A 13,418-nucleotide genomic window follows, 5' to 3' on the forward strand; every position below is an offset into this window, starting at 1 on the left:
CGTGCAACGCTCAAGTTTGGCGTGTAACGCACCGATAACGGACGCAACAGCAATCAACGCCGCACCGCCGGCAGCGGTCCCCACGACCGTCTGGCGGCACCCCGCGCAAGGAGAATCACGAATGTACGGTTCCAGCCGTCAATATGCCGAGCAGTACCGCCAGGTGGGAGTGACCAGTGCGGTCGCCGATGCCGATCCGCACAAGCTGGTGGCGATGCTGCTGGCCGGCGCACTGGAGCGCGTGCGGCGCGCCCTGGCCAGCCTCGAGCGTGGCGACCAGGCCGGCAAGGGCAAGGCGATCGGCGAGGTCTGCGCGATCGTCGGCCACCTCAATGGCTCGCTGGATCATGAGGCTGGCGGTGAAATCGCCGGGAACCTGTCGGCACTCTACGACTACGTGCTGCAGCGCCTGACCGAGGCCAACCTGCACAACGACCGTGCCGCCCTCGATGAATCCCTGCAGTTGCTGGGCGAGATCGACAGCGCCTGGAATGCAATTCCGCAGGAACAGCGCCGCCCGGCCGCGGTGGCGCCATGAGCCTGCACGAACTGCACGCCCAGCTGGACGCCTTCGAAAAGGCCCTGGGCGAAGACGCCCTCGACCAGGCCGACAGCCTGCTCGACGGTCACGACAGCACGCTGCATGCCCTGCTCAGCCAGCCGCTGACCTCGGACGACCACGCACCGCTCAGTGCGCTGTTCGAGCGCCAGCAGAACCTGCTGGGCCTGCTGCGCCAGCGTCGCGATGCGGTGGCAGCACTGATGAATGACGGCCAGCGCTCTCTTCGCGCGGCCCATGCCTACCTGCAGGCAGAATCGCTGGCATGACCCAACTGCCGACAACGTCGCTGCACCATCCCGCCGAAAGCGAGCTGTTCGACGAAACGCTCAGCTGCGAGCTGGCACTGCCCGCCGAATTCCAGGCAGGCAGTGGCACCGGCCGTACCGGCAGTGCCGAGGGCCTGCTGCGCAGCCTGGCGCTGGTTGAAGACAGCCGCGTTGACGAGCATGACGACCGCAATGAAGCCAGCCTGCAATTGCAGCGGCTGGAGGCGAAGCTGGATCTGGCGATGGTGTTGCTTGGCCGCCTGGTCCGCCAGCAGGGCCAGGAACTGACCCTGCGCCCGGTGCGCTGGTCGCGCCGTGGCATCCGCCTGCAGCTGGGCCCGCGCAGTGGCGCCAGCCCCGGCCAGGCGGGCCTGGTCCGTCTGCAGCCCAGTGATTGGCTGCCCGACCATATCGACCTGCCGGTGGAAGTGATTGCCGAAGCGGCCGATGGCGGCGGCGGCCATTATCTGTGGCTGCGCTTCCAGCGCCTTGGCGATGGCCTGGAAATGGCCATGGAGCGCCACCTGTTCCGCCTGCACCGGCGCCAGGTGGCCGAGGCACGCCGGGCGCGCTGAAACCTGCCACCATCACGCTTGGCGGGCAAGCCTTGGCGCGCCCGTTCAGCTAAGTTAAGGTGGACTCCCCTACACGGACCTGCTGCGTGCCTGTGCGAGTTCTCATCGTCGACGATCACACCCTGGTCCGCGCCGGCCTGGCGCGGCTGCTGCAGGGGTTTGCCGACGTGCAGCTGGTTGCAGAGGCCAGCAACGCCGAACAGGCGCTGCAGCTGGCCCTGCAGCACGCCCCGGACGTGGTCCTGATGGACCTGTCATTGCCTGGCCGTACGGGTCTGGAAGCGCTAAGCGATATCCGGCTGCGCGCGCCCGGTACCCGGGTGGTGATGATGACCATGCACGACGACGCCGCGCACGTGCGCGATGCCCTCGACCGCGGCGCGGTCGGGTTCGTGGTCAAGGATGCGGCGCCGCAGGAACTGGAGCTGGCGCTTCGCGCGGCGCATGCCGGCCAGGTGTTCCTGAGCCCGCAGATCTCCGCCAAGATGCTGGCACCGATGCTCGGGCGCGAGAAACCCACCGGCATCGCCGCACTGTCGCCGCGCCAGCGCGAGATCCTGCGCCGCATCGGCAAGGGCGAGAGCAACAAGGAAATCGCCGCCGACCTCGGCATCAGCGTCAAGACAGTGGAAACCCACCGCGCACGCATGATGGAGTCACTGGGCTGCCGTCGCGCCAACGATCTGCTGCTGCTGGCCGCGCGCCATCAGCACGAGCTGGAGTAAGCGCCAGCCTCGGCGTGACGAAGCGATGGCTGGGTAGAGTGGGCTGTTGGTAGAGTCGACTGTCAGTCGACTTGCGCGCGGAGCGCGGGACTTTTCCTTGGTCTGATCGGAGAGCAGTCGACTGACAGTCGACTCTACCGGTGATCGTCTCTATCGACAGCCGACGCAGCCAACCCGCACCCAGCGTCGAATTCCCGTCATCCCGACACTCCCCGACAGGAATCCGTACACGGAGCAGCCCGATCAATCCCGGCCTTGCACCGGAAATCAGCAACTTAGCAGCGATCATCGTCAACATTCCGCGCCACTGTAGGGAATATCCCTACACGCCGTAAGGAAATTCACGAAGCCCCTCAGGAACCCCCCGATTCCGCCCCCGCCGGATCAAAAGCAAGATGCGTTCCACAAGGCGCCGGGGAGCGGTGCCGGGGAACCACGATGAAGGCTGCACTCTCGACCCAGCTGGGCCAACAACTTCACCTCACCCCGCAGCTGCTGCAGTCGATCCGGCTGCTGCAGCTTGATGGCCTGCACCTGGAACAGGAAATCCAGCGCCTGCTGGACTCCAATCCCCTGCTGGAAATCGAAGAACCCGAAGCACCGGCCGCCGACGCCACCGACGTTGCCACCGCGACGCTGGAAACCGCCGCGTTCGACGAGCTGCCCGAGTCGTCGATGTGGGACGTGGCCGGCGCCAGCTGGCAGGACGGCGACGACGACCGCATGGCGCGCATCGCCGCCGGCGAATCGACCGACCCGCAGCTGCGCGTGCTGCAGCGTCTGTCGCTGGACATGGATGACCGCCAGCTGGCAGTGGCCGCATTCTGGCTGGACCACTGCGACGAGGCTGGCTACCTGCAGGCGCCACTGGGCCAGCTGCAGCTGCTGGCCAGCGCCCAGTTCGACATCGACGCCGACGGCGTCGAAGCCATCCGCCAGCAGCTGCTGCACGGTGACCCGGCCGGCATGGCCGCCCAGGACCTGCGCGAAGGCCTGCAGGCGCAGCTGCGCAGCCTGCATGGCGTGGTGCCGGCCCGCCACCTGGCGGCACGCATTCTCGATGGCGCACTCGACGCGCTCGCGGCCCACGACTACCCCGCCCTCGCCCGCCAGCACGACGCCGAGATCGACGACGTGCGCGAGGCGGTGCGCCTGATCCTCTCGCTGCAGCCGCGCCCGGGCGACAGCCTGCTGCCCGAACGCAACGCCGTGGTGGTGCCGGACGTGGTCGCCTGGCACGCTGATGGGCAGTGGAAGGTCGCACTGAACCCGGCCACCAGCCGCCGCGTATCGATCAACAGCCAGTACGAACAGGCGCTGGCAGAGACCAGTGAGGCCGCCCCGGCACTGCGCGAGATGCTGCAGGAAGCGCGCTGGTTCAGCCGCGGCCTGTCGATGCGCTACGACACCCTGCTGCGCACCGCGCGGGTGATCGTCGAGCGCCAGGCCGCGTTCCTGGTGCGTGGCGAGGAAGCCATGGCACCGCTGACCCTGAAGGAAGTGGCCGAGGAAATCGGCATGCACGAGTCCACCGTCTCGCGCATCACCACCGGCAAGTTCCTGCAGACCCCGCGCGGCACCTTCGAACTGAAGCATTTCTTCGCCGTCCGACTGGAAGGCGCCAGCGTCTCCGGGCAGGCGGTCAAGGCCATGGTCCGCCGCCTGATCGACGCCGAACCGGCCGGTCGGCCACTGGCCGATGAGGCGATCGCCGGCCTGTTGTCACGCCAGGGGGTGAACATTGCCCGCCGAACCGTCGCAAAATACCGGGAACAACTGGACATCGCCCCGGCCCGTGAACGGCGCCGGCTCGGCGCCAGGCAACCACAGCTGGCCCGGGTGGGCTGAAAAGGATGTTGGACATGAACAAGCTTACCGTCCTGCTGGTCGATGACCACGAGGGCTTCATCAACGCGGCAATGCGCCACTTCCGCAAGATCGACTGGCTGCAGATCGTCGGCAGCGCCGGCAACGGTCTGGAAGCGATCGAGCGTTCGGAAACGTTGCGCCCGCAGGTCGTATTGATGGATTTGGCAATGCCTGAGATGGGCGGCCTGCAGGCCACCCGCCTGATCAAGTCGCAGGACGACGCACCGTACATCGTGATCGCCAGCCACTTCGACGACGCCGAGCACCGCGAGCACGCGCTGCGTGCCGGTGCCGACAATTTCGTCAGCAAGCTGTCCTACATCCAGGAAGTCATGCCGATCCTGGAAGGCCTCAGGGAGGATCGATCGTGAGCGAATCGCGCATCCTGGTGCTGGACAACGACGCCGTGCGTGCAGAGCGCACCGTTGCCCTGCTGGAGTTCATGGACTTCAACCCGCGCTGGGTCTCCGACGCGGCCGACTTCGATCTGGGCCGGCAGCGCCAGAACGATTGGATGGCAGTGATCGTCGGCAGCCTGGACGACAACGCCGCCAGCACCGCACTCTACAACTGGCTGGGCGGCAGCAGCCTGCCACCGCCGGTACTGCTGGCCGACGGTGATGCCGCAGCCTTCGCGCAGCAGCACGGCCTGCACGAAGCCAACATCTGGCCGCTGGAGACGCCGCTGCGCCACGCGCAGATGGAAGCCCTGCTGCGCCGCGCCAGCCTCAAGCGCCTGGATGCCGAGCACCAGGCCGGTGCCGCGCAGGAGCAGGGACCGACCGGCAACGGCCCGGCTGTCACCGCACTGCGCACCATGATCGAACAGGTGGCCGCGTTCGACACCACCGTGCTGGTGCTGGGCGAATCCGGCACCGGCAAGGAAGTGGTGTCGCGCGCCATCCACCAGCGCTCGCCGCGCCGTGATGGCCCGTTCGTGGCGATCAACTGCGGCGCGATTCCGGCCGACCTGCTGGAAAGCGAACTGTTCGGTCACGAAAAGGGTGCCTTCACCGGCGCATTGACCGCGCGCAAGGGTCGTTTCGAAATGGCCGAGGGCGGCACCCTGCTGCTGGACGAAATTGGCGACATGAGCCTGCCGATGCAGGTGAAACTGCTGCGCGTGCTGCAGGAACGCAGCTTCGAGCGCGTCGGTGGCAACCAGACCATCCGCTGCAACGTGCGTGTCGTGGCCGCGACCCACCGTGATCTGGAAACCCGCATCGCCGAAGGCAAGTTCCGTGAGGATCTGTTCTACCGCCTCAACGTGTTCCCGATTGAAGTACCCGCGCTGCGCGAGCGTCGCGAGGACCTGTCGGCACTGGTGGAAACCATCGCCGCACAGCTGGCGCGAACCGGCCGTGGCGAAGTGCGCTTCACCCCGGAAGCCCTGCAGGCACTGGCCGGCTACGAGTGGCCGGGCAATGTGCGCGAGCTGACCAACCTGGTCGAGCGCCTGGCCGTGCTGCATCCGGGTGGATCGGTGCGCGTACAGGACCTGCCGGCCCGCTACCGTGGCGATGCCGCGCTGGCCACCGTCGCTACGCCGGCGCCGGCACAGCCCGCCACCAGCGAAGAGCGACTGGACCTGCGCAGCTTCTCGTTCCACACGCCCGGCAGCGGCAACCAGCCGGCGCTGGAGCACGGCATCGCCGTCAATCGCCCGGCGGCACCGGCCGCCCTGCCCGACGAAGGCATGGACCTGCGCAACCACATGGCCAACATCGAGCTGGGCCTGATCAACGAAGCACTGGAACGCACCCAGGGCGTGGTCGCCCACGCCGCCCAGCTGCTCGGCCTGCGCCGCACCACCCTGGTGGAAAAGCTGCGCAAGTACGGCATCGAACGCGAGCAGGCCGAACTGGCCGGCTGAAGCGCGCTACCAGCATGAAGGGGGCACGAACGCCTGGGCTTGCCCGGGCGTTGGTGTTTCTGGCACCGCTGCACGACGTCAGTAGATCCACGCCATGCGTGGATAGAGACCGTGGCCGCGCGCTGACAACGCCGCGCATCTGCACGAATTCCTACAGACAACGTTGCCGCGTTCCGGAGGATGGAGTGGGACTTCCCAACGAGGCTCCACCATGCATCGCCTTACCCTGCTCGCCGCCCTGCTCTGCCCCGGCATTGCCACCGCCATCGGCTGCACACCGCCCGCCACGCTCGACCAGCGCCAGAATTCCGGCCGATGGACCCTGCAGCCCTAGGCCAGAAAACCGACGCCGGTTAAATGGCGCCACGACCGGAGTCAGAGCCCGTTGCGTCGCAACGGGATCCGACCCCGTGCCGACCAACGGTCGGCACCCACCATCATCAGAAGCACCATCAGCAGCAGGTTCCAACAGATCGCGGCCCACTGTCGAAGGCGGGGTGGGTCCGGTTGCGGGGGTGTCCGCGGCATGGATGCCGCGGCCAAGCCCCCAAGGACGGGTTTACGGCGTCCCCCGTAACCGGACCCACCCCGCCACCCCACGGATAGCCCGATTTTGACGTTGATGTTGACGTGGCCTCTGCGGGTGCAGGGCGCAGCCCTGCCACCAAACACCCCCAACCCTCACTTCACTGAATCGAAAACCGGTTTCGGCACAGCACTTGCACTGGCTACAGCAGACAACCCCATCCCTGTTTCTGGAACCGTTGCAGATGTCCCACTCCGTCACTTCGATCCTTTCGCAGATCCGCTCCTATCAGACCCAGATGGGACAGCCGGCGCTCAACCCGCTGGGCGAAACGCCTCGCAGCAACGCCCTGCCGGGCACGGTGCCGGATGCACCGCAGGCCCAGCCGGCCAGCTTCACCGAAACCCTGCGTGGTGCGATTGCCGGCGTCAACGATGCGCAACAGAAATCCGGCGCCCTCGCCAAGGCCTTCGAAATGGGCGACCCCAGCGCCGACCTCGCCAAGGTGATGGTCGCCTCGCAGCAGTCCCAGATCGCCTTCCGCGCCACCGTGGAAGTCCGCAACCGTCTCGTCCAGGCTTACCAGGACGTGATGAACATGCCGCTGTAAGGAATAGAGACGCATGGCACTGACGCTCTCCAAGGACAGCCTGAACGCCGAAAAGGCCGGGCAATGGTTCGACCGCCTGCAGAGCCTGCAGATCACCCGTCGGCTGGGCCTGATGGCGATGATCGCGGTGGCGGTGGCGGCAGGCCTGTCCGTGTTCTTCTGGTCGCAGAAGCCGGGCATGGTCCCGCTGTACACGGGCCTGGACCAGAAGGCCACCGCTGAAGCGACCGACCTGCTGCGCGCCGCGCAGATTCCGTTCGCGCTCGACCCGGCCACCGGTGGCATCACCGTGCCGGAAAAGAACCTGCACGACGCCCGCCTGAAGCTGGCCGGTTCCGGCCTGACCGACAGTGGCAAGCTCGGCTTCGAGCTGATGGAACGCGACCCGGGCTTCGGCGTCAGCCAGTTCGTCGAAAGCGCGCGCTACCAGCACGCGCTGGAAACCGAACTGTCGCGCACCATCAACACGCTGCGCCCGGTGCGCGATTCGCGCGTGCACCTGGCCATTCCCAAGCCCAGCGCCTTCACCCGCCAGCGCGACGTAGCCAGTGCCTCGGTCACCCTGGAACTGCGTGGTGGCCAGCAGCTGGAACGCAGCCAGGTGGATGCCATCGTGCACATGGTTGCGGCCAGCATCCCGGATCTCGCGCCGGAGCGGGTAACCGTGGTCGACCAGAGTGGGCGCATGCTCAGCATCACCGACCCGAACAGCGAAGCGGCGGTCAACGCTGCCCAGTTCGAGCAGGTGCGCCGCCAGGAAACCTCGTTCAACCAGCGCATCCGCGAGCTGCTGGAACCGATGACCGGCCCTGGCCGCGTCAACCCGGAAGTGAGCGTGGACATGGATTTCTCGGTGACCGAGGAGGCCCGCGAGCTCTACAACGGTGAGCCGCAGAAGCTGCGCAGCGAGCAGATGAGCGAGAACACCACCAGCACCCCTGGCCCGCAGGGTGTGCCGGGTGCCACCAGCAACAGCCCGCCGGGCCAGCAGGCTGCACCGGCCACCGCACAGACCCCGACCGAAAGCAGCAAGAACGCCACCCGCAACTACGAGCTGGACCGCACCCTGCAGCACACCCGCCAGCCGGCAGGCCGCATCAAGCGCGTCTCGGTGGCGGTGCTGGTGGACAACGTGCCGCGCGCCGGTGCCAACGGCAAGATGAGCCCGCAGCCGCTGTCGGCCGCCGAACTGACCCGCGTCGAAGCGCTGGTCAAGCAGGCCGTCGGCTTCAACGCCGAGCGTGGCGATACCGTCTCGGTGATGAATGCCCCGTTCGTGCGGGATACCACGCCGGTCGAAGGGCCGGCCTGGTGGGAGCTGCCGTGGGTGCACGATGCCGGCCGCATGCTGCTCGGCGCGGTGGTGGTGCTGGCGCTGCTGTTCGGTGTGCTGCGCCCGGCACTGCGTGCGATCACCGGCCAGAACAAGAAGAACGACGAACCGGCACTGGAACCGCATACCGCGGATGTGCAGCTGGTCGATGACGATGGCATGCCGCTGCCGGCGCTGGGCGCCGACCGGACCAGCCTGGCCGGACCAGACGCACTGGCCCTGCCGGTGGATTCTTATGAGGAACGACTGCGGATGGCGCGTGAAGCCGTGAAGACCGACTCCAAGCGCGTGGCCCAGGTGGTCAAGGGCTGGGTGGCCAATGACTGAGGCACAACTGACCGGCGTACAGCGCGCGGCCGTGCTGCTGCTGTCCCTGGGTGAGCTGGATGCGGCCGAAGTGCTGCGCCACATGGAACCCAAGGAAGTGCAGAAGATCGGCATCGCCATGGCCACCATGACCGACATCACCCGCGAGCAGGTGGAACGGGTGATGGACCAGTTCGGCCAGGAGCTGGGCTCGAAGACCTCGCTGGGCGTGGGCTCGGACGACTACATCCGCAACATGCTGGTGCAGGCGCTGGGCAGCGAGAAGGCCGGCAACCTGATCGACCGCATCCTGCTCGGCCGCAACACCACCGGCCTGGACGCGCTGAAGTGGATGGACCCGCGTGCGGTGGCCGACCTGGTGCGCAACGAGCACCCGCAGATCATCGCCATCGTGATGGCGCACCTGGAAACCGACCAGGCCGCCGACGCGCTGAAACTGCTGCCGGACCGTACCCGCGTGGACGTGCTGCTGCGCATCGCCACCCTCGACGGCATTCCGCCGAACGCACTCAATGAACTCAACGAGATCATGGAGCGCCAGTTCGCCGGCAACCAGAACCTGAAATCGTCCAACATCGGCGGCGTGCAGTGCGCGGCCAACATCCTGAACTTCATGGACAGCGGCCAGGACCAGGCGATCCTGGGCGAAATCGCCCGCATCGATGCGCCGTTGAGCAACCGCATCCAGGACCTGATGTTCGTGTTCGACGACCTGGTCGACCTCGACGACCGCGAGATGCAGCTGGTGCTGCGCGAAGTGAGCGGCGAGCGCCTGGGCCTGGCCCTGCGCGGTGCCGACATCAAGGTGCGCGACAAGATCACCCGCAACATGTCGCAGCGCGCGGCCGAAATCCTGCTGGAAGACATGGAAGCTCGTGGCCCGGTGCGCCTGTCCGACGTGGAAGGCGCACAGCGCGAGATCCTGGCCATCGTCAAGCGCATGGCCGATGAAGGCACCGTCACCATCGGTGGCAGCGCGGAGGCCATGCTGTGAGCAACGTCGTGCGCTGGCTTGCCCCGGACCTGCTGGCCCAGCCCGAACCGGTGCTGGAGCAGGAGGATGCGTTCGAACTCACCGAGCCGGACCCCGAACACGAGCCGGAGCCGCCGCTGCAGCTGCCGACCCTGGAGGAAATCCAGGCCATCCAGGACAGCGCCGAGAAGGAAGGCTTCCAGCACGGCCATGCCGAAGGTTACGGCCAGGGCCAGGCCGAAGTGCGTCGCCTCGCCGCGCAGATCGAAGGCATCCTAGACAACTTCAGCCGCCCCCTGGTGCGGCTGGAGAACGAAGTGGTCGGCGCGCTGGGCGAACTGGCGGTACGCATCGCCGGTGCGCTGGTCGGCCGCGCCTACGAAGCTGACCCGGCACTGCTGGCACAGCTCGTCGGTGAGGCCATCGACGCGGTGGGTGGCAGCACCCGCGAGGTCGAAGTGCGACTGCATCCGGATGACATCGCCGCCCTCGCCCCGCTGTTGAGCCTGCCGCCACAACAGCGCCTGGTGCCAGACACCAGCCTCAGCCGCGGCGATCTTCGCGTGCACGCCGAAGCCGTGCGCATCGACGGCACCCTGGAAGCCCGCCTGCGCGGCGCGCTGGACGCGGTGATCCGCCAGACCGGAGCCAATGCATGAACCCCGATCCGCAGCCGACGCCGCCACCGGCCGACTGGGCCATGGCCCGCAACCTGCGCCTGGCCCGTCGCCTCGATGGACTGCGCGTGGATACCGCCCATGGCCGTGGCCTGATCCGCGAAGGCGTGCTGCGCCGCGCGGTCGGACTGACCCTGGAAGCCGTCGGCTGCGAGGCGCCGCTGGGGGCCAGCTGCAAGGTGGAAGTGGTCGACGGCGGCTGGGTCGATGCCGAAGTGGTCGGCTTCGCCGGCGAGCGCACTTACCTGATGCCCAGTGCCGAGCTGCATGGCCTGTTGCCCAATGCGCGGGTGGTGCCATCGGCGCGCCGCGGTGGCGTGGAAGTGGGCGAAGGCCTGCTTGGCCGCGTCATCGACAGCGATGGCGTGCCGCTGGACGGCAAGGGCCCGATCCGCGCCGAAGGCCATGTCGGCATGGCCGGCGTGTCGATCAATCCACTGGCGCGTGAACCGATCACCCAGCCGCTGGACGTGGGCGTGCGCGCGATCAACGCGCTGCTGCCGATCGGCCGCGGCCAGCGTGTCGGCCTGTTCGCCGGCTCCGGCGTCGGCAAGTCGACGCTGCTGGGCATGATGACCCGCTACACCGCCGCCGACGTGATCGTGGTCGGCCTGATCGGTGAACGTGGCCGCGAAGTGCGCGATTTCGTCGAGACCACGCTGGGCGAGGAAGGCCTGCGCCGCGCCGTGGTGGTGGCCAGTCCCGCCGACCGGCCGCCGCTGGCGCGCCTGCACGGTGCCTACCGCGCTACCGCCATCGCCGAATGGTTCCGCGACCAGGGACTGAACGTGCTGCTGCTGATGGACTCGCTGACCCGCTTTGCCCAGGCACAGCGCGAGATCGGCCTGTCGGTGGGCGAGCCGCCGACCACCCGCGGCTACCCGCCATCGGTGTTCGCCAAGCTGCCGGCACTGGTCGAACGCGCCGGCAATGGCGCCAAGGGCCGTGGCTCGATCACTGCGTTCTACACGGTGCTGACCGAAGGCGATGATCCGCAGGACCCGATCGCCGATGCGGCGCGCGCGATCCTCGACGGCCACATCCTGCTCTCGCGGCGCGTGGCCGACAGCGGCCTGTACCCGGCCATCGACGTTGAATCGTCGGTCAGCCGTGTGGTCACGGAAATCGCCGACGAGCCGTGGCGCCTGCGCATCCGCAAATTGAAGCGACTGGTCTCGGCCTACTCGGCCAACCGTGACCTGATCGCCATCGGTGCCTACCAGCGCGGCAACGACGCGGCCACCGACGAAGCCCTGGAACGCTGGCCGGAAATCATGGAGTTCCTCGGCCAGGACGTTGCCAAGGCCGCAGATCTCCCGCACAGCCAGGCGGCGCTGCAGCGCCTGGTGGAACAAGAGAGTTAAGCCATGAACCAGTCCAAGCGCATTGATCCCCTGCTCAAGCGGGCCCAGGAACACGAGGACGCGGTTGCCCGCGACCTGGCCGAACGCCAGCGCGTGCTCGATACCCATCTATCGCGACTGGACGAACTGCGCCGCTACGCCGAGGAGTATGCCAACGCTCAGATGGCCGCCACCAGCCCGGCGCAGCTGCTGAACCGACGCGCTTTCCTCGACCGGTTGGACAGTGCCGTCGAACAGCAGCAGGCCACGGTCAATGGCAACCGCGAAAAGGTGGAAGCCGAGCGCGCCCGGCTGATCCTGGCCAGCCGTGACAAGGCCGTGCTGGAACAGCTGGCCGCGAGCTACCGCGCGGAGGAAAAAGTGGTGACCGACCGCCGCGACCAGCGCGAGATGGACGATATCGGTGCGCGCCGCGCGCGCCTGGTCCAGGCCGAAGACCAGGACGGCACCGAGCAGGGAGGTCGCTCGTGATGCCCTCCCCACTCGCCGGCAGTGCCAACCCTGCCACGCCGGCCACCAGCAACAGTGCGGCGCGCGCCCCGCGCAGCGAAGGCGGAAAGGACTTCAGCCAGCTGCTGCAGGACGGCGCGCCCTCTGCACCCGCCCCTGCCGGCAGCGCCACCACGCCGTCGCCATCCACGTCGAGCCAGCCGTCGACCACAGACAGCAGTGGCCAGGCACCAGGCGAACGCAGCGACGCCGAAGCGCTAACCGCTGAAGCGCCACCGCTGCCGTCCGTTGCCGTGACCCCGGCTGCACCCGCTACCGACAAGGACAAGCCCGCCGCGACCGAAGACGCCCCTTGGCCGCCGCTCGGTCTGGCCGGCCTGGTGCTGGCGATGCCGACGCCCGTGGATCCGGCCGCTGCCCTGCCGACCACCGCTGCACCGTCGCAGGCCAGCGACGGCAGCGCACTGCCCGTTGCCCCTGCCGCGAACCCGGCACTGCCTGCAACCGCGCCAGCAGCGGCCACCGCAGCGACGACCGACGGCAAACCGGCGGCGGCCAGCGCGGGCGATGCCAGCGCGCTGCCACTGCCGGAGATGATCCTGCCCGGCAAGCGCAGCGAGCGCGGCGAAGGCAGTGACGTGGCCGCCGTTGGCGACCGCGCCAGTGCACCACTGCTGCATGCACCGGCGGGGGCCGCCGTACAGGACCTGAAGGCGGCGCTCGCCACCGGCAACGCGATCTTCAATGGCGAACCCACGCCCAAGCCCGTGCTGGGTGACGACGGCTTCGACCAGGCCATTGGCGCACGCCTGGGCTGGCTGGCCGACCAGAAAATCGGCCACGCCCATATCCGCCTGAGCCCGGACGATATGGGCCCGGTCGACGTGCGCCTGCAGTTGAACGGCGACAAGGTGCATGCCAGCTTCAGCAGCCCGCACGTGGACGTGCGACAGGCTCTGGAAAGCAGCCTGCCGCGCCTGCGCGAGCTGCTGGGCGAACAGGGCTTCCAGCTGGCACACGCTGATGTTGGCCACCAGGCCCCGGGGGGCGACGGCAATGCGTCGGGAGCATCTGGCAACGGTGGGACCGCCGGTGACGGAGAACCGTCGCCGGGCGACACCAACGTGTCGTCCGCACAGTTGATCCGCCAGCGCGGGTTGCTGGACGCCTACGCCTGACAGGCGTGCCAACCAAGGTTGGCACCCACCAGGGCAGTGCGGTTGGCCCCACCAGAGCGGGGCGGTTGGCACCCACCAGGGCACCGGGGCAATAGAGCCGCACCGGCCAG

The 13,418-nt window shown here is 68.0% G+C and carries 15 protein-coding genes; all 15 read left to right on the top strand.

Going from position 1 to position 13,418, the window contains the following annotated elements; genetic code table 11:
• Positions 1-121 precede the first annotated feature (121 nt).
• The 15 genes from fliS (at position 122) to JLDANKMP_RS21590 (ending at position 13,308) form a co-directional block, all read left to right on the top strand.
• Positions 122-538 carry a flagellar export chaperone FliS gene (gene fliS / locus JLDANKMP_RS21525; RefSeq protein ID WP_005409561.1) on the top strand — a complete coding sequence of 139 codons (417 nt, stop codon included), beginning with the start codon at positions 122-124 and terminating at the stop codon, positions 536-538.
• On the top strand, positions 535-828 hold the full coding sequence (locus tag JLDANKMP_RS21530; protein WP_005413263.1) for a hypothetical protein: 294 nt from the start codon (positions 535-537) through the stop codon (positions 826-828). The genes fliS and JLDANKMP_RS21530 overlap by 4 nt, the downstream gene beginning before the upstream one ends.
• The gene (locus JLDANKMP_RS21535) at positions 825-1,403 is read left to right on the top strand and encodes a PilZ domain-containing protein (RefSeq protein ID WP_005413262.1); all 579 of its coding nucleotides are present in this window, start codon (positions 825-827) and stop codon (positions 1,401-1,403) included. Before JLDANKMP_RS21530 ends, JLDANKMP_RS21535 begins: the two co-directional genes overlap by 4 nt.
• A 92-nt stretch (positions 1,404-1,495) precedes the next feature.
• A complete protein-coding gene (locus JLDANKMP_RS21540) occupies positions 1,496-2,128 on the top strand; it encodes a response regulator transcription factor (RefSeq protein WP_005413261.1) in 633 nt (210 codons plus the stop codon).
• Between the two features lie 438 nt (positions 2,129-2,566).
• Positions 2,567-3,976, top strand: a complete 1,410-nt coding sequence (gene rpoN / locus JLDANKMP_RS21545) for an RNA polymerase factor sigma-54 (protein WP_212562071.1) — start codon at positions 2,567-2,569, stop codon at positions 3,974-3,976.
• 14 nt (positions 3,977-3,990) lie between these two features.
• Positions 3,991-4,368, top strand: a complete 378-nt coding sequence (locus JLDANKMP_RS21550; RefSeq protein WP_010485922.1) for a response regulator transcription factor — start codon at positions 3,991-3,993, stop codon at positions 4,366-4,368.
• Entirely contained in the window at positions 4,365-5,870 is a 1,506-nt protein-coding gene (locus tag JLDANKMP_RS21555) for a sigma-54 dependent transcriptional regulator (RefSeq protein WP_212562072.1), read from the top strand. The genes JLDANKMP_RS21550 and JLDANKMP_RS21555 overlap by 4 nt, the downstream gene beginning before the upstream one ends.
• A 211-nt stretch (positions 5,871-6,081) precedes the next feature.
• Positions 6,082-6,204: a hypothetical protein gene (locus JLDANKMP_RS22430; RefSeq protein ID WP_262408386.1), complete on the top strand. Its 123-nt coding sequence runs from the start codon at positions 6,082-6,084 to the stop codon at positions 6,202-6,204.
• A 436-nt stretch (positions 6,205-6,640) separates the two neighbouring features.
• Entirely contained in the window at positions 6,641-7,006 is a 366-nt protein-coding gene (fliE, locus tag JLDANKMP_RS21560; RefSeq protein WP_212562073.1) for a flagellar hook-basal body complex protein FliE, read from the top strand.
• Positions 7,007-7,019: 13 nt separating this feature from the next.
• Positions 7,020-8,666: a flagellar basal-body MS-ring/collar protein FliF gene (gene fliF, locus JLDANKMP_RS21565; RefSeq protein WP_005409551.1), complete on the top strand. Its 1,647-nt coding sequence runs from the start codon at positions 7,020-7,022 to the stop codon at positions 8,664-8,666.
• A gap of 7 nt (positions 8,667-8,673) precedes the next feature.
• Entirely contained in the window at positions 8,674-9,660 is a 987-nt protein-coding gene (fliG, locus tag JLDANKMP_RS21570; RefSeq protein WP_024958226.1) for a flagellar motor switch protein FliG, read from the top strand.
• Positions 9,657-10,298 (top strand): FliH/SctL family protein, encoded by a 642-nt coding sequence (locus JLDANKMP_RS21575; protein ID WP_005409549.1) that lies wholly within the window; start codon positions 9,657-9,659, stop codon positions 10,296-10,298. The genes fliG and JLDANKMP_RS21575 overlap by 4 nt, the downstream gene beginning before the upstream one ends.
• A complete protein-coding gene (locus JLDANKMP_RS21580; RefSeq protein ID WP_005413257.1) occupies positions 10,295-11,680 on the top strand; it encodes a FliI/YscN family ATPase in 1,386 nt (461 codons plus the stop codon). Before JLDANKMP_RS21575 ends, JLDANKMP_RS21580 begins: the two co-directional genes overlap by 4 nt.
• Before the next feature lie 3 nt (positions 11,681-11,683).
• Positions 11,684-12,151, top strand: a complete 468-nt coding sequence (fliJ, locus tag JLDANKMP_RS21585; protein WP_212562074.1) for a flagellar export protein FliJ — start codon at positions 11,684-11,686, stop codon at positions 12,149-12,151.
• Positions 12,151-13,308 carry a flagellar hook-length control protein FliK gene (locus tag JLDANKMP_RS21590; RefSeq protein WP_212562075.1) on the top strand — a complete coding sequence of 386 codons (1,158 nt, stop codon included), beginning with the start codon at positions 12,151-12,153 and terminating at the stop codon, positions 13,306-13,308. The genes fliJ and JLDANKMP_RS21590 overlap by 1 nt, the downstream gene beginning before the upstream one ends.
• Positions 13,309-13,418 lie beyond the last annotated feature (110 nt).

Source organism: Stenotrophomonas sp. PE591, assembly GCF_018320795.1.
GTDB classification, from domain to species: Bacteria; Pseudomonadota; Gammaproteobacteria; order Xanthomonadales; family Xanthomonadaceae; genus Stenotrophomonas; species Stenotrophomonas maltophilia.